Origin of the sequence: Aneurinibacillus danicus, assembly GCF_007991215.1 — a bacterium.
Classification (GTDB): domain Bacteria; phylum Bacillota; class Bacilli; order Aneurinibacillales; family Aneurinibacillaceae; genus Aneurinibacillus; species Aneurinibacillus danicus.
Window position 1 is genome coordinate 59,190 of sequence record NZ_BJXX01000013.1, and the last position, 17,642, is coordinate 76,831.

The window sequence follows — 17,642 nt, forward strand, 5'->3', positions numbered from 1 at the left end:
TCGCTATCAATATGTTCCATCATAACACATCCGCATACATTCGAAAACGCCAATCGAGGAGCGGTGTGTAGCCGACTCGCCATCACCAAGGGCTTATACTGGATAGACCGGATGCTTGCGATGCGAGAAGGTCAGTTGTTTGCTGCTATAAACTTCAAGACGGCCAATCAGCTCTTTGCGAAGTTGGTTTCCTTCTACAATTCCATCGATAATAAGCTCGGAAGCGAGGCGATAGATATCGATGTCTTCCTGGTATTCCTTTCGTTTTTCCATAACGAACTTTTGGCGTTCCTGCGGGTCTTCGATTGCGTTAATCTTGTTACTGTACACCGCATTCACGGCTGCTTCAGGACCCATTACCGCAATCTGTGCCGTCGGGAGTGCCAAGCAGCAATCTGGCTCGAACGCAGGACCTGCCATTGCGTACAGACCTGCACCGTATGCCTTGCGCACAATCACGGAAATCTTTGGTACAGACGCTTCCGACATCGCCGAAATCATCTTGGCGCCGTGGCGAATAATACCTGCACGCTCTACTTTCGTACCAATCATAAAACCAGGGACATCAGCAAGGAACAGTAATGGAATGCTATAGGCATCACACAGGTTGATGAAACGCGCTGCTTTATCTGCCGAATCGACAAAGAGTACGCCGCCTTTCACGCGCGGCTGGTTTGCAAGGATGCCGACAGGCTTACCGTCCATACGCGCGAATCCGGTTACCAATTCTGCTGCGAATAACTTTTTCATCTCATAGAAAGAGCCTTCGTCTACAATGGCCTCAATCAACTCATGCATGTTGAACGGCGCGTTTTGGTTGGTCGGGACAATCTCTTCTACGCTGCGCACGCCTGCCTTCGGCGCTTTCGCCTTGCGTACCGGCGGTTTCTCCTGGAAGTTAGCCGGAAAATAAGAGAGGTACTGACGTGCGGATTCAATCGCTTCCTGCTCAGAAGCGGCCAATACGTCGCCGCAACCGCTAACAGAGCAGTGCATGCGGGCACCTCCCATTTCTTCAAGCGTAACCTTCTCTCCGATGACCATCTCGGCCATGCGTGGCGAGCCCAGATACATGCTGGCATTGCCATCCACCATAATAACGATGTCGCAGAATGCCGGGATGTATGCGCCGCCGGCCGCAGAAGGTCCGAACAATACGCATACCTGTGGCACCATACCGGACATCTTCACCTGATTGTAGAAAATGCGGCCGGCACCACGACGGCCCGGAAACATTTGAATCTGGTCCGTAATGCGCGCCCCTGCTGAATCAACGAGATAAATCATCGGCACACGCAGCTTTTCAGCCGTTTCTTGAATGCGGATAATCTTCTCAACCGTACGTGCGCCCCAAGACCCGGCTTTGACAGTGGAGTCGTTTGCCATGACGCACACTGTCTGACCATTTACTTTGCCAATAGCAGTGACCACGCCATCCGCAGGCAAATCGCCAGCCATGAAATTGGCAAACAGGCCATCCTCAAGTTGAAATTCATCATCAAATAACAGCTTCAGTCGATCACGTACAAAAAGCTTATTCTGTTCTTTGTTTTTGAGATGGTATTTCTCGGCGCCGCCGGCCTGTATCTGCTCAACTCGTTCACGAAGCGTATCTGTAAGCGCTTTACTTGCCTGCTGTGTATTGCTCATTGCCGCATTCCCCTTCCTTGCCTGTTTTTTTCATTGCCTGCAGTACCCGTGAAGGCAGTGTGCGGTTCAGCACACGTTCCATAAACGCGCCTGTCTCCACCAGCTTCTCCAGTTGCACGCCCGTCTCTATCCCCATACCATGAAGCATATACACCAGGTCCTCCGTCGAGATGTTGCCGGATGCGCCCGGAGCATACGGGCAGCCGCCAAGCCCTGCAATCGAGCTGTCAAACGTGCGAATGCCCGCTTCAAGCGCTGCATAGACGTTCGCGAGTCCCGTGCCGCGCGTATCGTGGAAATGACCGGCGAGCCGCGCTGCACCAAATTGTTCGATAAGGGAAATAAATCGCTCCTTCACCTGGCCTGGCGTACCCACGCCGATCGTGTCTCCGATGGAGACTTCATAGACGCCCATGCGCAGCAGCTTCTCCGTTACACGAGCCACTGCCGAAAGAGACACTTCTCCTTCGTACGGACACCCGAATGCAGTGGACACATAGCCGCGCACACGCATCCCTTCCGCTATGGCTGCCTCAACCACTTCCTGCAGGACCGGGTACGTTTCTTCAATTGTTTTATTGATGTTGCTTTTGTTGTGCGATTCACTGGCCGACATGAACACGGCAATTTCCCGTATTCCAGTCTGTCTGGCTCGTTCCAATCCCTTAAGATTGGGCACAAGCGCACTGTAGACGACATCATCTTCCCGATGCAGTTGATTCAGCACATCAACCGCATCGGCCAGCTGTGGAATCCACTTCGGATTAACAAAGGAAGTCGCCTCGATATGACGGATCCCTGCACTGACTAATCGCTCAATCAGTTCAACCTTGACAGAAGTAGGAACGCTGTCTTTTTCGTTCTGCAACCCGTCGCGCGGGCCGACTTCAAAGAGCGTAACCCGGTTATCCATCATGCTACCTCCTTATCCTTCAAGCTCGATCAATATATCTCCCTCATTGACAAAATCACTGATATTTACTTTAATGGCGGTTACTTTTCCGGACACTTCCGCCGCTACCGGCACTTCCATTTTCATGGATTCGAGCATAACGACGTCAGCGCCTGCCTGCACTTCGTCTCCTTCATTCACCAATATATTGATTACTGTACCTGCCATATTTGCTACAATTTGTTTCATACGCTCTCTTCCCCCTATTTGTTGGTCATTCTTTTCATTTGCTGGACGAATTGCGTCGTATATATACCAGCGGCAAATTCCTCATCACCGAGCACCTCGCTAAGCATTGAGATGTTTGTTTTAATGCCTTCGATCGCATATTGAGCAAGCGCGTCCTCAGCCCGTGCAATCACTTCCGCCCGCGTGTTGCCGCTGACAATGAGCTTGCCGATCATCGGGTCATAGAACGGTGTAATCACCGAGCCGGACTCGACTGCGTCATCGATGCGAATCCCTTCACCTTCCGGCTGCTCATAGCGGGAAATCGTACCGGGAGACGGCATGAATGTAACCGGATCTTCGGCATAGATGCGAAGCTCCATCGCATGCCCCTGCTGTGTTATGTCTTCCTGTGTAAATGGCAGCGCTTTCCCTTCAGCGATTGTAAGCTGCAGCTCTACCAAATCAAGCCCCGTTACCGCTTCGGTGACCGGGTGCTCTACCTGCAGGCGTGTATTCATCTCCAGGAAGAAAAATTCTTTATTCCCGTCCATAATAAATTCGACGGTGCCAACCCCTGTATATTCAACGGCTTGCGCCGCCCGTACAGCAGCGTCACAAATCAGACCCCGTGTCGTCTCGTCGAGGAAAGGAGAAGGGCTTTCTTCGATTACTTTCTGATGGCGACGCTGAATCGAACATTCACGTTCGAACAAATGCACGATACGGCCATGCTCATCGCCGGCAATTTGGACCTCAATATGATGCGGATTGTCAATATATTTCTCAATAAACATATCATCGTTACCGAAGTATGCTTTCGCACGTCCTTTGGCAGATTGAAATGCTTTTCTAACCTCTTCGTCATCGCGGCAAATCTGCATCCCGATACCACCGCCGCCTGCGCTGGCTTTCAGCATGACCGGATACCCGATTTCTGCTGCGACGCGGCACGCTTCTTCTGCATCTAAAATGTTGCCGTTATAGCCTGGAACGACCGGCACACCTGCTTCTATCATCTTGCTGCGTGCACGAATTTTGGCGCCCATATCTTCCATCACTTCCGGACGTGGACCTATGAATATCATCCCTTCTTCCGCGCACCGTCTTGCAAAGCGTCCATTCTCGGACAGCAGGCCGTAGCCCGGGTGGATGGCATCGGCACCATGTTCTTTGGCGGCCTGTAAAATCGTTTCCATATTCAAATAGCTCTGCGCCACCGGCGGCGGACCAATTAAAACCGCTGTATCCGCTTCACGCACAAAAGGCATGGTGGCATCGGCCTCGGAATAAACCGCAATCGTACGAATTCCTTTTGCTTTGCACGTTCGTATGATTCGACGGGCAATTTCGCCCCGATTCGCAATGAGGACCGTTCTAATTTCCATTCGCTCACCCTTTCATGCACAATATGTAAAAATAGGTTGCTATATCTTATTAGTTTCTACAAACGCTCAAAAATACCTTTTTACTTTCGAAATTTTTTTAATTGTGCAGTATAAAAAAAGAGAGACAGAAGAGCAAAGCCTATGCCCTGCCCTGATCTGTCCCTCTTTTTTACTCTACCGGTAATCGACACGCTCGAGGTTACCGTTGGCATCCATCTTAAAACGCTGCTTGACATCCACGTCTTCTTCGCTGCCGAGAAACGCCATTTTCCGCGCACGGTCCATAATTTGAATCAGCGCTTTGTAATCGTCATTGACAACTTGATAGTTCGACTTCATTAAAGACAACTCTTCTTTCAGACTCTCATTCTCGGCGCGCAATTCTTCCAGCTCTCTGCGGCTATCCTCAGCTTCTTTTTCCAACTGCTTCATACGCTTGAATACATCCTTCTGACCGCGCAAGAAGCGAATGACCACATCGAACGAAAGCTCTTCCTGCATCTCCTGATGCCGCAAAGCCACCGTTTCTTTTCCATTAGTCTGGTTATTCTCTTCTACTAGACTTGCCTCTTCTACCAGGGAAAGAGAAGCTACGCTTTTGAGCTTCCGCTTCGCTTTCTTCCGCTCCTGACGGTGAGCCTTGGCGATTTGAATCGCGTCCTCATAGCGTTTGCGCACGGTGCTGTTCCAGCGGAACCCGCACGCCGCTGCCGTCCTGCTGAGCCGCTCGCCTACTTCTTCGAATGCGCACAGTTGTGTACTTCCTTCGCGGATATGGCGCAGTGTCACTTCAGCCAGCAACAAATCATCATCCGGTGTCCATGCATCCTGTCGTGTTGCCGTCATATATGAATCCCTCCGTTTACTTTGCAATTTGCCTTGTTATCACTATTTTTATGCACTTGCTAGATTTCATAGACTGATTTTCTAGTAAAATAGTATGTCCAGCCATTGAAAGTTTTAAACGCAGGGATTTTCGGTTTCTTTTATTTTTTTTGCAAAAATTTCTGAACTACGCCATAATGAGCGTCCGATCCCCAAAGCGAGGAGCAGAGATCAATCTCTTCTTCGATGCATACGTCGCGCGCCAGGCCGGAATCAACCATTTTGGCGACTTTCATGTATGCTTCGATGCCTGCAAGCGGTTTATCGGCAATTTTTGCAGCGAAGGCAAACACCTCTTCGCGCAGTGTCTCATGCGGAAACACACGATCAATAAATCCAATCTCTTTACCGTATGCAGCGTCGAACAACTCTCCCGTCAACAACAGCGTAAGCGCGTTGTTTGTGCCGATTTTCTCCATAAGTCGAGTGCCGCTTCCCCACCCGGTAATAATGTGCATGCCGATTTGTACGAATCCCATCTTCGCTCTGTCACTCGCCATACGGAAACGGCAGGCGGTGGCGAATTCACAGCCGCCACCGATGGCCGCCCCGTTCATCATGGCGATCGTTGGCTTCGGATACCGCTCAATCTTGCTAAGCAGACGAGCCACCCGCATAAGCATCGGATAAGACTTGTCCTTCGTGCGTACTGATAGGAACTGGTCGAGATCTCCTCCCGACACGAATGCTTTATCTCCGGCACCTGTAAAAATAACTACTTTTACTTCGTTATCAGCGGATAAATCATCCAGACATGCGTCCAGCTCTTCTACCATTTCAAAACTAATCGCATTTCGGACTTCCGGGCGGTTCAATGTTACGAGAGCGATCCCGTCCTGCTTTTCTATTAAAACTGTGCTCATCTTCTCTCTCCCCTCATTCACTTGGTTTACATAGTATACTCAGCCAGCCTATTTAGCAGGCGGTGAATCTCAAATTCAGCAACGTATTTTCAAGTTAAAATTAATTTCGTAAGACCCTTGAACTCCAATGCTTCAAATTGCTCTTTTACCTTATCATAATCGACTTTCCAGCCACACTCGTTAAGTGAGCACGTAATTGGAACATCTGTTTTAATTCTGGCCAACTGCCTGGAAAGGTGAAGCATGTCTATATCTGTTTCAATTTTTTTTCGAAGTCCAGCGGAAAGGGAAGATATATTCTCTAGAATCCCTTCGATTGTTTGATGTTCTTTCAACAACTTTAAAGCGGTCTTTTCTCCAATCCCCCTTACCCCTGGATAACAATCGCTCGGATCACCCATTAAAGCTTTTAAATCAATAACCTGTTCAGGAGTGATTCCCATTTCACTCATTAGCAATTCAGGAGTATAAACAGTATAGTTAGACAACCCTTTTTTCATGATTACCGCATGAACACGATCATTTATTAGTTGTAAACTGTCCCGATCGCTCGTTAAAATTCTAACATCTGCTTCACTGCCATAGCAACGAGATAAAGTGCCGATACAATCATCCGCTTCGTATCCCTTTACACCAACATTAGGAACCCCAAAGCTACTTACTACATCTTTGACTAAATCGAACTGCGGAAGCAATTCATTTGGCGGTTCTGATCGATTCGCCTTATAGGAAACGTATAAATCGCTCCGAAACGTTTTACTTCCCATATCCCAGCAGCAAACTACATGACTAGGCTTAAATGTCTGAACGGCATCCCAAAAATACTTCACAAAACCATAAATAGCATTTGTTGGTACGCCTGAGCTAGTTTTCATAATATATCCATTATAAGAAGTCGCGTAATAAGCGCGGAACAATAAAGACATTCCGTCAACAAGCAATACTAAATTAGAGTCTGGCAAGCATAATCTCCTCCGTTCATTTCACTGGTGTAATTATATCACAGTTGTTCACCCTCCCAACTAAAAGCATGTACATGGACCGTTCTCTTTTGTAAATGATTTGATTTACGTTTCCTTTTTAACACCCACTTTTTCGGCGCCTTTATCCGTAAAGAACCATTTCATCATGGGAGGCGTCACAATTGTCGTAACCAAAACCACCACTACAAGCACTGAAAATAGCTCTTTATCAAGCATACTTGTCTCAAGGCCAATTCCTGCAATAATTAAAGCCACTTCGCCACGGGATACCATGGCTGAGCCAATCCCCAGCGAGTTTCGCCAGTTGAATCCAGCCGCCATCGCACCAAAGGCCCCGCCAACCAATTTCGTTACAATAGCTACTATGCTAAAACCTAGAATTAATCCCAACTGGTTTCCAATCCCGCTAAATTCTACAGCAACACCAATGGAGGTGAAAAATACAGGCACAAAAACGGCATAGCTTATGGTTTCTATCTTTTCGGAAACCTCGTCTCTATAGTCAGTAAAACCAATGGCAATCCCCGCGATGTAAGCGCCAATAATCGCCGCAACTCCTGCATACTCTGCCAGATAAGCAAAAAGAAAACAGATAATTAACCCTGCAGATATGACCGATTCCGTAACGCGAAGCGGAGCAAATTGTTTCAGTATCCACGGGACCAATTTCCAGCTAAGCAAGATAACAACGGCAAAGAAAACTACCTTCTTCAGAATAACCGCTCCAAGATGTACATCACCACCGGCTAAACTCATAAGGAAAGCCAGCGCAATGATGACAAGAAGATCATCAATTACCGCAGCTCCCAGAATGGTTGTTCCTTCTCTAGAATTGAGCTTTCCCATCTCTTTTAACGCTTGAACCGAGATGCTTACGCTTGTAGCTGACAGCAACAGGCCAAGGAAGAGCGAATGCAGGGGGGCAAGACCTAAAATCATACCGGCAAGATAGCCTGCTGCTAAAGGGACAATAATGCCTACGACCCCAACATAAGTAGAGGCCTTGCCTGTTCGCTTAAAATCATCTACGTCGGTTTCGAGACCGGCAATAAACATAAGAAGAATGACACCAATTTGGCTTAGCTCACCTAAAATCTCTGTATCCGTTATCACTCCTAAGACCGCTGGTCCTAAAACAATCCCGATAAGCAGCTTCCCTAATACAGCTGGTTGACCTAAACGTACGCTAATGTCCCCCGCTATTTTAGAAGCAAATAAGATGATAGCTAACTGAAAAATAAGCATATTTTCTCCGCCTTTCTTCTTTTATATAATGATATTTTGTCTAAAAAACCGTTACAAAATAGAAAAAGGAGCCTGTGACCACAGGCTCCTTTTAGACATAGATAAGCCTCTGGTGACAGACTCCTCCAAAAACAAACATATTCAATATTATGTAAGTCATTATACCATACTTATGTAATGAAAGATAGAACCTTTTTATATTGCAAAGATCGGAATTGCTCCCCCGTATACACAAAATAGAGGGAAAGTATATGTCGCTTTAGAACTGTAAATCAACATATACTTTCCTATACGTACACAAAAAGCCGACGGGAATGCCCGTCGTCCTTATTCTCAGCAAAACAATATACGGCGCTATGCCAGCAAATCCTGCATGGCGGTGCGGTTATAGCCGATAATCAAGTTTTCTCCGTCAAAAATAATCGGCCGACGAAGCAGTCGCGGCTCCTCACTCACCATCTCCAAGAGCTCGGAAACAGTCATGTCTTCGATATCTTTGTCCAATTCTTTAAACTTGCGGCTGCGCGTTGATAAAATGTCATCAATTCCATTGTTAGTCATTTTGATAATTTCTAACAATTCTTCAGATGAAGGAGGATTTTTAAACAGATGACGCTCATCATACTCGATTCCTTTTTCTTTCAGGAATGCTTTCGCTTTGCGGCAAGAGGTACAGCTTGGATAAGTATAGAATGTTAAATGGTGCTCACTCATCCCCGGTCATCTCCTTGTCAACTATTCAAATGTTATTTATCTATGACAAATGTATAGCTTATAAAAAATGTAAAGTGAATAAAGAATAGGAATTCCTACCTTTTAATTAACTTAATTATATTATTGCATTTATTTCTATGTCAATAGTGTTTACAAAAGTTTCATTTACCCTTTCTTTTATTTGTACTATAATTAACCCCAGATATAAGAAATAAAAAGGGGGACTCCCGATGGAAAATGAAACCTTAAAATTAACCAGCGTTCTTGCTGACCCTACTCGTTTTTCCATTTATCAATACATTGTGTCCAGTCATCGTGCCGTCACCGTGCAAGAAATTGCCGAACAATTCGATATTCATCCAAACGTCGCGCGCCTGCACTTAACAAAACTTGAGGACGTAAACCTGTTGAATTCCACCTCAGAAAAAACCGGAAAAGGCGGACGTCCTAGCCGTTTGTACTCTTTGTCTGATGAGGTTATCAGCCTGCAGTTCCCGCCGCGTGACTACCAGCTTTTGGCTAATATCGCTATTGAAACGCTTCTTTCTTTAGGTGAGGCGGGACAGAAAGCGTTGTATGAAATGGGGCGTAAATTCGGCCATGAAGCTGCAAGACAGGCAATCGAGAAAGAGCGTGTCGGTTTTACCGGAATGAAGACAGAAGAAAAAATTGCTTCGATCCATCGCCTGGTGTTGGCTCAAGGACTCAATCCGGAAATCGAACTCATTGATGAACAACATCTCCGTTTCCGCGTGTATAACTGCACATTCAAAGAAACAGCCGTGAAAAATCCGGAAAGCATCTGCCGGATGCATCATGCGCTGCTGCTTGGCATTTTCGAAACATACTTCGGCGAGAATATTTCCCTAATTGAAGAAAATTCTATGCTGGCAGGTTGTAAGTCCTGCGACTATACAATGTTACGCCTTTCCTGATGTGTCATACAATGGACAAACCTTTACATTTACAGGCTTTAATGACTGGATTATAATAAGAATGATTTACAGTTTTATCTAGAACAGCAGCAAAAGGAGGGAAATTAGAGATGGCACGCATGTATCGTGTACTGGCATTTTTTTGCCTGGTCATTGCGCTAATGGGGTTATGGGGTGGACTGCAAGCAATGGCACTGTTATTCTTTGCTCAAACGGGCATGTTCCTGGCTTTGAGCTTTGTTGAACTTTCGGAAAGAACATACATGACAATTTTTATGACTTACCTGCTGTTAGCGTTTACCGGCTTTATGTTCTACGCTTTCTTCGGCGATTATCCGAAGAACCTTGACGGAGAGCATGCAAGTGCTGTAGTAAACACGCTGTCCTCATTCCTATAATACATGCGAAAACGGAGCGGAATTTCGTCCCCTCCGTTTTTTTATTTAGCATCTATTGCTTTTCCTTCTGTGTTCTCTACATCTGCAATGACCAGGGTGTACAGCAGGTTAGCGTACTCTCTACTCCCTTTGCCTGGATAAGCACACGAAACGCATGTCCCATCCCTTCCGGCACAATAAGCTGTCGGATGGCACGATTTCGCTTCGCAGCTTCATTGCGGAACGGATCGCCTCCCGTATGCGACTGCAAACGCGCCACTATCCCCGCCTGCATCAGAAATTGCTGTTGTGTATAAAACCCCAGCGTCTTAAGCCCGCATACTTCACCTTTATCGATAAGCGCCGAAAAATTCACGTGAGACGTTATGTCACTTTCACCGGGGGCTTTATACGGATCTTCGCTTATTGTATGCGAACGGTAACACAGCAGGGTTCCGTTCTTTCGCGAGGGCGCATACAGGACACCGCGCTCATATCCATAATCAACGGTTAGTATATAGCCCCTGGTTAGCCATCCTGCTACGTCTTCCATCCAACGAAGACTCTCCAGGTTTACCTCGGTGCGGTAGCCTTCCAACGGAGGAATGCACTCGTCTTTGATATAATCGGCAAGCATCGGGGTTGAGAGTGGACCAAGCCGCTCGGAAAACAAGCGTCTTTCCTCTCCCTCCTCTTCTTCTGTCACATAGACTTCATGCCAGCTTCCGTCACGATATTCAATCAAGTGAACGGGAAATGCGTCCGGAAGCTCATTGGAAAAAAATACACCATGCAGTTCTCCCCATTCGGCTTTAGCCTCCTTGATACTTTCATACCAGCGCACGTCAACGGCCTCTCTGAAAGCGGAGAGAGCTTCCTGCTGAAGCGAGCGGTGGTAAGCGCTCGTTTCAATCATAATATATGGCAGCGGCTCCGGCATGTCAGCCAGTCGGCCCGTCTCTTGAAGATAACGGAGGATGTGCGCGCTGAGCTGTCCGGCTCCGCCCCCCATTTCTACGATTGTCTTACTGTTATGACCAGGTAATTTGCCGAGCATCTCCCAGAGCACGTCGGCTATTACTTCTCCGTAAACAGAGCCGACCGAGGCATTCGTGTAGAAATCACCCTGCTTGCCGACTTTAGGCTTCTCTTGTTGATAGTATCCGCCCTCCGGAGAATATAAGGCATGCTCCATATAGATGCGAAACGGAATCATCCGCTCCGGTGCTTTACGGATAATCCGCTGAATGGTTGTAATCACATCCACGTTTTCTCTTCCTCTCTCTATTCGTTCTTTTCATTATAGCATGCATAGAAAACCACCATGGCCGATTAACCACAAGTCCTGCCATGAAAATGAGGGGAAGAGCGGCTGAATTTTACGGTATAAAATTTCTGTTTAACACTATTGACATAGTTTAAAAAGAGATTTATTATGTAATTAACATCCCATATGTAAAACCCAGGGGCAATGCCCCACCCTATTAGTTTAACTCTAAATTCTAATCCTCCCCCTAAACACCACCTTTACCCCAAGGTGGTGTTTATCTTTGTCTCATCATAATCGTGAATAAACAGGTCGCAGCGCCGATATTTTTCTTTTCTACCCAGTATGGAAGTGTCCGAACGGAAGAAAGAACCGCCATTGTCTCCATCACTGAAACACCCAGATGTTTGGCGGTTCCCGTTCGGGCGCTTCCATACGGACGTTTCAGCATCTTCGCAGAAAAGAAATCCTTCGGCATGCGACCTGTTTTTAGCTAGACTTGCCGCGTGCAATCTTAATACGATTCTTGCCCTGATGCTTAGCGCGGTACATAGCATCGTCAACAAGCATCAGCAAATCCTCTTTGTCTTTTGCATGGTTCGGATAGACGGCTAAACCGATGCTTGCGGTGACAGGGAAAGGAAACTCAAGCGTACGGAACGATGCCCGAATTCTCTCAGCGATACGGAACGCGTCATTTAATCTCGTGCGTGGCAGCAGGAGAATCAACTCTTCGCCTCCGTAACGGGCCACAATATCATATGTCCGTACCTGCTGCTGAATTACTCGGGCCACCGCAGTCAGCACCTCATCGCCTGTAATATGCCCGTATGTGTCATTAATTTTCTTAAAATCATCAATATCAATCATAATCAGACAGAACGGCGTATTATACCGTACCGCGCTCGCATACTCTTCCGCGTATCGCTCTGAAAAGTACTGCCGTGTATGCAGCCCCGTCAATCCGTCGGTAATCGCCAGCTTCTTAATATGCTCATACTGACGCACGTTCATAACGACCGTTCCCAATTGGCGGGCGATTGCGATCAAAAACTGCAGCTGCATATCAGTAAAGCGCCGATAATCTTTGTTATCTGCATAAATAATGCCAAGCGGCTTATCCTTGTACATAATGGGCACCGTGACTGCGCTATAAAGATCAGGCAGGCGCGAAGTAACCCCGCATCGCTCATCATGCTGTCCATCCTGCACCACAACCGGCAAACCTGTACGAAACGCCTCTTCATGCCTTTGATCGCATCCGGATAAAGCCGGAATTGTAAGCGATGCAGCCCATTCCGGTGCTACCGGGCCTGTCGTGTTGGACAGCACGATTCTTCTCTTCTCTTCATCCACCAGTCCAATCATGACTCGCGACCAGTGAAATGTATCGGCAATTTGGCGATGCACAAGCTCTAGTACATCTTCGAGATCTTTATCCGCATCCGCTGCCACCGCCATCATATCGAACAGAAGCTGCAGCTTACGCCTCTGATACTGCAAATCTTCTTGCTGCTGCCAGTTGTATACCGCGACACCAAGACGGGCGGAAACACCTTCTAAAAACTCTAACAAATAAGGCTCTACCATGATTTCTTGCTCATGGAACACATATAATATGCCTTGCAAACTCTCTTTGTATCGAATCGGAAACAGGAAGAGCGTACCATAATTCTGCAGCGGAAGAAGTGTAAGGTTAAGGGCGGTCTTCTTTGGGTATAACAGTTGCGGCTTATGCGTTTCTACCGTCTCCCACTCCACCGACCCGGGTGAAAACACGTAACAATAGCGACTTTCTTTTCGATCCGTGTCCATCCACACCTGTAAATTCTGCTCTTCTTCTTCCACTAGTGATATACATGTACCGGCACCAAATGCCCGCCGAATCGTCTCTCCTACAAAGTTTAGCGCCGCTTCCAATTCCGTTGTCCCGGCAATATACATATTCACTTCATTTAGCAGGCGAAGCAGGCGAATATGCCGCTCGGCCTGTTCCAAGGAAACTTCGTGGCTCATCCCAACTACCTCACCCCAGCTTCAAAAACCATTCTCTTTTTTCTTAATTCTACACATTTATTAAACAAAAGCACTATGGTCGATTAGCCACAAGTCCTGCCATGAAAATAAAGAGAAGGGCGGCTGGCTTTTTGTGGTATGAAGGGAAAAAGAGAAGAGAACGAGACAATGATTTCAATGTAGAAAAAGGCGAACGCCTTTTTCTTCCCTGAATCTTCTTTCCTCTTTCCCTTCCTTCTTTCCTCATGATTTTCACAGAAAACGAATGATAAAAAAGCATACTCCGAACGAGTATGCTTTCTCTTATCTCTTGGCATCAATCGGTACATCAACCGCGGATTCTTCTTCAAGCATCCGATACTTTACGCCTTCCACATCGTCAAATTGCCCGCTGGATTTTGCAGCATACCAGATGAGCAGCGCCGAACCGGAGAAACAAATCATGATCGTAAGAAGCATCCATGTTCCGATGGAATATCCAAAAAGCATTGATTCATCATCCCTTTTCGTAAAAGTAAAACAAAACACCCTATTCGCGTTAGATTCTACTTCTTAGTTTAACAACCTTTTTAAGTTGCGTGTTGCTTTTATCTCCCCACGGTGTGAAAAAAATGTGACAAACTTAGTATTACCGCAATGTTTAGGCAATAAACGGATTGTGCAGCTTTTCGAATCCGATTGTCGTATCCGGTCCGTGCCCCGGATAGACGCGTGTGTCTTCCGGTAGAGGCATTAATTTATCCTGAATACTTTGAATCAACTGCTCATAGTTGCCGCCCGGCAAATCGGTCCGGCCGATCGAATGGGCAAACAGCGTATCTCCGCTGAACAATTCATTATCAATCAAAAACGACACGCCGCCCGGTGTGTGCCCCGGCGTCTCTAGAACCCGGATGTTTAAGCCTGCAAGGACAAGCACATCTCCTTCTTTTATTTCGTATTCGGCACGCTCGGCTGTCATCGCCCCGCCAATCATCGGCCAGCGGGAAGAACCGTTTAGATCAGGATTGGTCAACCACTCCTGCTCGCTATGATGAATATAAACCGGAGCACCGGTTTTCTTCCGGATTTGATCCAATCCTCCCATATGATCAAAGTGTGCATGCGTCAGCAAAATCGCACGCACCTGATAGTTTGCCGCCTGTCTCAACAACTCACCTGGATGCATGCCCGCATCAATAATAACAGCTTCTTTCGTTTCTTCATTCGTAACAATATAGCAATTTGTCTGCAACGGTCCTAGAGGAAAAGTATGAATACGCACCTGCCTCGCCTCCTATGTCGTGTTTTCCTTAGTGTACCATCATTCCCTATAAAACGAAAATGAAAAGCTCCACCCATATAAGCGGAGCTTTCTATTTGCGTTTCTTATAATAAGTCGGCGGCCAATTGCGCCAGCGATGAACGTTCGCCTTTCTGAAGCGTAATATGGCCTGACATTTTTTCGTTCTTAAATATCTCAACCACATAGGTTAATCCATTGTTGACCTCGTCGAGATACGGATGGTCAATCTGCTGCGGGTCTCCCATCAGAATAATTTTGCTGTTTTCACCAACCCTCGTCAGAATGGTCTTTACTTCATGCTTTGTTAAATTTTGCGCCTCATCGATAATAATGAATTGCTCAGGGATGCTTCTTCCACGAATATATGTCAGCGCTTCGACTTGAATGCTGCCCAGGCCGGCCAAAATTTTATCCAAATCCCTGGATTGCTTTGTATTAAATAGATATTCCAAATTGTCGTAAATCGGCTGCATCCAGGGGCGCAATTTCTCTTCTTTCTCCCCTGGCAAATATCCAATGTCTTTGCCCAACGGCACAATCGGACGTGCCACCAACAGCTTTTTGTATGCATGCTCATCTTCTGTCTGCATCAAACCGGCGGCAAGCGACAGCAGCGTTTTGCCTGTCCCCGCTTTTCCTGTCAGGGTGACAAGCGGAATGTCCTTATTAAGCAGAAGCTCCATTGCCATTTTTTGCTGGGCATTACGCGCTTTTACCCCCCAGACAATTTCATCACCAAACATAAGCGGAAGCAAATGCTTTCCATTCCCGCTTATCCTGCCTATCGCCGAGGCAGACGACCCAAGCTCGTCTTTTAAAATGAGAAATTCATTCGGCAAAAACGTTCGGTTGGGCAGGAAGTTCTTTAGTTCGAACGGCCCTGCACCATAAAATTTTTGAATTGTATCAAACGGAACCTGGATGGTTGCATATCCTTTATAGAGATTGGAGAACTCGTGCACGACGCGGTCGGACAGGAAATCTTCCGCCGCAAGTCCGATTGCGTCCGCTTTCACGCGCAGAAGCGCATCTTTTGAAACAAGGATGACGGCGCGCGGCGATTCTTTCTGCTGCTCTTCTGTATGCAGATTCATGGCAACCGCGAGAATGCGATTATCATTCGTCATATCGTGAAACAGCTCCTGCATGCGCGCGAATGACCGGTGATTCAACTCGACGCGCAGCCGTCCTCCACTATCTAACTCCACCCCATGGTGCAGATGTCCTCTGGCACGCAATCCGTCTAGCAGCCTGGCCGCATGACGCGCGTTCCTTCCAATTTCATCCATCAAACGTTTTTTTGAATCCACTTCCTCAAGCACAACAGCCGGCAATACCACATCATTATCTTGAAATGAGAAAATCGCCAGCGGATCCTGCAGCAGCACATTCGTATCTAAGACATAGATTTTTTTCAATGTCTCGCCTCCCGGGCAATGTATATGGATGCTTATCCTAACGGCAATCGCGCTAAAGCGTTTGCCGAAGCTTGCAACTTACGGAGGTGCGGATAAAGGATGATCGGCAATACGTTCGCTTTACTTTACTTTATGGTTTATGGAGGTTTGTTGTTAGTGTATGTTACAAAAAATATTCTAGAAGAAAAAATCACGTATGCCTTCCCTCCTTTTGCGCAACACTACGGGTAAAGAATGTGCAGTTGATACGAGAAAGGATGTGACAGAATGAAGAAACGCACACTATCACTGCTTGCCGTCCTCATGCTTGCCGGATGTGGCCCGAATACGCCGGCCAAACCCGAGGCCCAGGGAAAAACGGAAGTACAACGCGTGAAACAAACAGCACCAGAATCGGCGCAGCCGCAGAACGCACAGGCGACCGCCGATAGGTTGGCCAGACTGGCTGCGGAGGTCCCTCATGTAAGGGGAGCAACCGCCGTTGTTTTCGGCAAGGTCGCCATTGTCGGCATTAATGTTGACGCAAAGCTTGACCGTGCACGCGTAGGCACCATTAAATATTCTGTGGCTGAAGCGATGCGAAAAGATCCGCAGGGTGCCCGTGCCTTGGTAACCGCCGATCCCGATATCGTACAGCGGCTCCGGGAAATGAACGAAGATATTCGCCGTGGCCGGCCTGTAGCCGGATTCGCCGAAGAGTTGGCTGACATTGCAGGCCGCCTTGTTCCGCAGGCTCCCCATCAGGAACCTGTACGAAATCAACGGCCAACTACGCAAGGCCGGTAACATACACATAAAAACAGATAAGAAAAACGCGCGGGCGTTGCCGGTCTTTCCCTCCCTTCGGGCTACACGCTCCACACGGAAAAAGCAACGGCCGGCACACGCCTCGCACGTTTTTCCTTGATTACAATGAAGGGAAAGTATATACCGCTTTCTCAATGTAAAGTGACATATACTCTCCTATACCACAAAAAAATGCCTGGTCACAGATCATATGACTAGGCATTTTTAAGCGCTTCCATTACTTGATTATCCAGTTTTTTCGCCGCTCGTTCATCATACGTCTTCTCAAAACGCGGTTCAATGGAAATGCGTGATCCATAAAACATCACATCACGCACCTCTTCAATCATTATTTCCACCATAGTCAGCTTTAACGGTACATTTTCCATTTGTTCCGCTTTCACATGTCCATGACCGCTGATGGAATAGACGGACCCACCCGCAAACACATTAAGCACAACATGGCTGTTGTGCTGGATGTTGTCGACGATGACCGACTTGCTATTGACAGCAAATAAAATCGTAGACACATTCGGCGCGTATACCCAAGAAATCGCGCTTACATACGGCCCTCCAGATTGTTTGTTCACCGTGGACAGCATGGCAAACCGTTCATTTTGCAACAATGCCAGCAAATCCTGGCTTAGAGATTGTGCCACAACTTCCGCCATAAGCAAAACCTCCTTACATATGAGGATATTTCCATTGTA

General features: G+C 47.1%; 19 protein-coding genes. 3 read left to right on the forward strand and 16 right to left on the reverse strand.

Going from position 1 to position 17,642, the window contains the following annotated elements; all coding sequences use genetic code 11:
- Nucleotides 1-93 precede the first annotated feature (93 nt).
- The 9 genes from ADA01nite_RS01120 to ADA01nite_RS01160 all read right to left on the reverse strand — a co-directional run bounded on the left by ADA01nite_RS01120 (nt 94) and on the right by ADA01nite_RS01160 (nt 8,848).
- A complete protein-coding gene (locus tag ADA01nite_RS01120) occupies nt 94-1,650 on the reverse strand; it encodes an acyl-CoA carboxylase subunit beta (protein ID WP_146808051.1) in 1,557 nt (518 codons plus the stop codon).
- The gene (locus ADA01nite_RS01125) at nt 1,625-2,563 is read right to left on the reverse strand and encodes a hydroxymethylglutaryl-CoA lyase (protein WP_146808139.1); all 939 of its coding nucleotides are present in this window, start codon (nt 2,561-2,563) and stop codon (nt 1,625-1,627) included. The genes ADA01nite_RS01120 and ADA01nite_RS01125 overlap by 26 nt, the downstream gene beginning before the upstream one ends.
- A gap of 12 nt (nt 2,564-2,575) precedes the next feature.
- Complete coding sequence (locus tag ADA01nite_RS01130; RefSeq protein WP_146808052.1) at nt 2,576-2,791, reverse strand: acetyl-CoA carboxylase biotin carboxyl carrier protein subunit; 216 nt, start codon at nt 2,789-2,791, stop codon at nt 2,576-2,578.
- A gap of 14 nt (nt 2,792-2,805) precedes the next feature.
- Nucleotides 2,806-4,152, reverse strand: a complete 1,347-nt coding sequence (locus ADA01nite_RS01135) for an acetyl-CoA carboxylase biotin carboxylase subunit (protein ID WP_146808140.1) — start codon at nt 4,150-4,152, stop codon at nt 2,806-2,808.
- 180 nt (nt 4,153-4,332) lie between these two features.
- The gene (locus ADA01nite_RS01140) at nt 4,333-5,004 is read right to left on the reverse strand and encodes an RsfA family transcriptional regulator (protein WP_146808053.1); all 672 of its coding nucleotides are present in this window, start codon (nt 5,002-5,004) and stop codon (nt 4,333-4,335) included.
- Nucleotides 5,005-5,144: 140 nt separating this feature from the next.
- Entirely contained in the window at nt 5,145-5,906 is a 762-nt protein-coding gene (locus ADA01nite_RS01145) for an enoyl-CoA hydratase/isomerase family protein (RefSeq protein WP_146808054.1), read from the reverse strand.
- Nucleotides 5,907-5,995: 89 nt separating this feature from the next.
- Nucleotides 5,996-6,868, reverse strand: a complete 873-nt coding sequence (locus ADA01nite_RS01150; protein ID WP_146808055.1) for a 5'-3' exonuclease — start codon at nt 6,866-6,868, stop codon at nt 5,996-5,998.
- A 105-nt stretch (nt 6,869-6,973) separates the two neighbouring features.
- The gene (locus tag ADA01nite_RS01155) at nt 6,974-8,134 is read right to left on the reverse strand and encodes a cation:proton antiporter (protein WP_146808056.1); all 1,161 of its coding nucleotides are present in this window, start codon (nt 8,132-8,134) and stop codon (nt 6,974-6,976) included.
- A 354-nt stretch (nt 8,135-8,488) separates the two neighbouring features.
- Nucleotides 8,489-8,848 carry a Spx/MgsR family RNA polymerase-binding regulatory protein gene (locus ADA01nite_RS01160; protein ID WP_146808057.1) on the reverse strand — a complete coding sequence of 120 codons (360 nt, stop codon included), beginning with the start codon at nt 8,846-8,848 and terminating at the stop codon, nt 8,489-8,491.
- A gap of 230 nt (nt 8,849-9,078) precedes the next feature.
- Between ADA01nite_RS01160 and ADA01nite_RS01165 the strand changes: the two genes are divergently transcribed.
- Nucleotides 9,079-9,783 (forward strand): helix-turn-helix transcriptional regulator, encoded by a 705-nt coding sequence (locus ADA01nite_RS01165; protein WP_146808058.1) that lies wholly within the window; start codon nt 9,079-9,081, stop codon nt 9,781-9,783.
- A 110-nt stretch (nt 9,784-9,893) separates the two neighbouring features.
- Nucleotides 9,894-10,181 carry a DUF2626 family protein gene (locus ADA01nite_RS01170; protein ID WP_146808059.1) on the forward strand — a complete coding sequence of 96 codons (288 nt, stop codon included), beginning with the start codon at nt 9,894-9,896 and terminating at the stop codon, nt 10,179-10,181.
- A gap of 76 nt (nt 10,182-10,257) precedes the next feature.
- Here ADA01nite_RS01170 and ADA01nite_RS01175 read toward each other — a convergent pair whose 3' ends face one another.
- From ADA01nite_RS01175 to ADA01nite_RS01200, 6 genes are all read right to left on the reverse strand, one after another.
- On the reverse strand, nt 10,258-11,427 hold the full coding sequence (locus tag ADA01nite_RS01175; protein ID WP_146808060.1) for a class I SAM-dependent methyltransferase: 1,170 nt from the start codon (nt 11,425-11,427) through the stop codon (nt 10,258-10,260).
- Between the two features lie 277 nt (nt 11,428-11,704).
- Nucleotides 11,705-11,878, reverse strand: a complete 174-nt coding sequence (locus tag ADA01nite_RS01180) for a hypothetical protein (protein WP_218029518.1) — start codon at nt 11,876-11,878, stop codon at nt 11,705-11,707.
- Nucleotides 11,879-11,916: 38 nt separating this feature from the next.
- On the reverse strand, nt 11,917-13,443 hold the full coding sequence (locus tag ADA01nite_RS01185; RefSeq protein WP_146808062.1) for a sensor domain-containing diguanylate cyclase: 1,527 nt from the start codon (nt 13,441-13,443) through the stop codon (nt 11,917-11,919).
- Nucleotides 13,444-13,746: 303 nt separating this feature from the next.
- Nucleotides 13,747-13,932: a cbb3-type cytochrome oxidase assembly protein gene (locus ADA01nite_RS01190; protein ID WP_146808063.1), complete on the reverse strand. Its 186-nt coding sequence runs from the start codon at nt 13,930-13,932 to the stop codon at nt 13,747-13,749.
- Between the two features lie 151 nt (nt 13,933-14,083).
- Nucleotides 14,084-14,707 (reverse strand): MBL fold metallo-hydrolase, encoded by a 624-nt coding sequence (locus ADA01nite_RS01195; protein WP_146808064.1) that lies wholly within the window; start codon nt 14,705-14,707, stop codon nt 14,084-14,086.
- Between the two features lie 104 nt (nt 14,708-14,811).
- Nucleotides 14,812-16,146: a PhoH family protein gene (locus tag ADA01nite_RS01200; RefSeq protein ID WP_146808065.1), complete on the reverse strand. Its 1,335-nt coding sequence runs from the start codon at nt 16,144-16,146 to the stop codon at nt 14,812-14,814.
- A 267-nt stretch (nt 16,147-16,413) separates the two neighbouring features.
- On the opposite strand from ADA01nite_RS01200, the gene ADA01nite_RS01205 reads away from it, so the two are divergent.
- A complete protein-coding gene (locus ADA01nite_RS01205; RefSeq protein ID WP_146808066.1) occupies nt 16,414-16,932 on the forward strand; it encodes a YhcN/YlaJ family sporulation lipoprotein in 519 nt (172 codons plus the stop codon).
- A 215-nt stretch (nt 16,933-17,147) separates the two neighbouring features.
- On the opposite strand, the gene ADA01nite_RS01210 is transcribed toward ADA01nite_RS01205, so the two are convergent.
- The gene (locus tag ADA01nite_RS01210; protein WP_146808067.1) at nt 17,148-17,603 is read right to left on the reverse strand and encodes a pyridoxamine 5'-phosphate oxidase family protein; all 456 of its coding nucleotides are present in this window, start codon (nt 17,601-17,603) and stop codon (nt 17,148-17,150) included.
- Between the last annotated feature and the right edge of the window lie 39 nt (nt 17,604-17,642).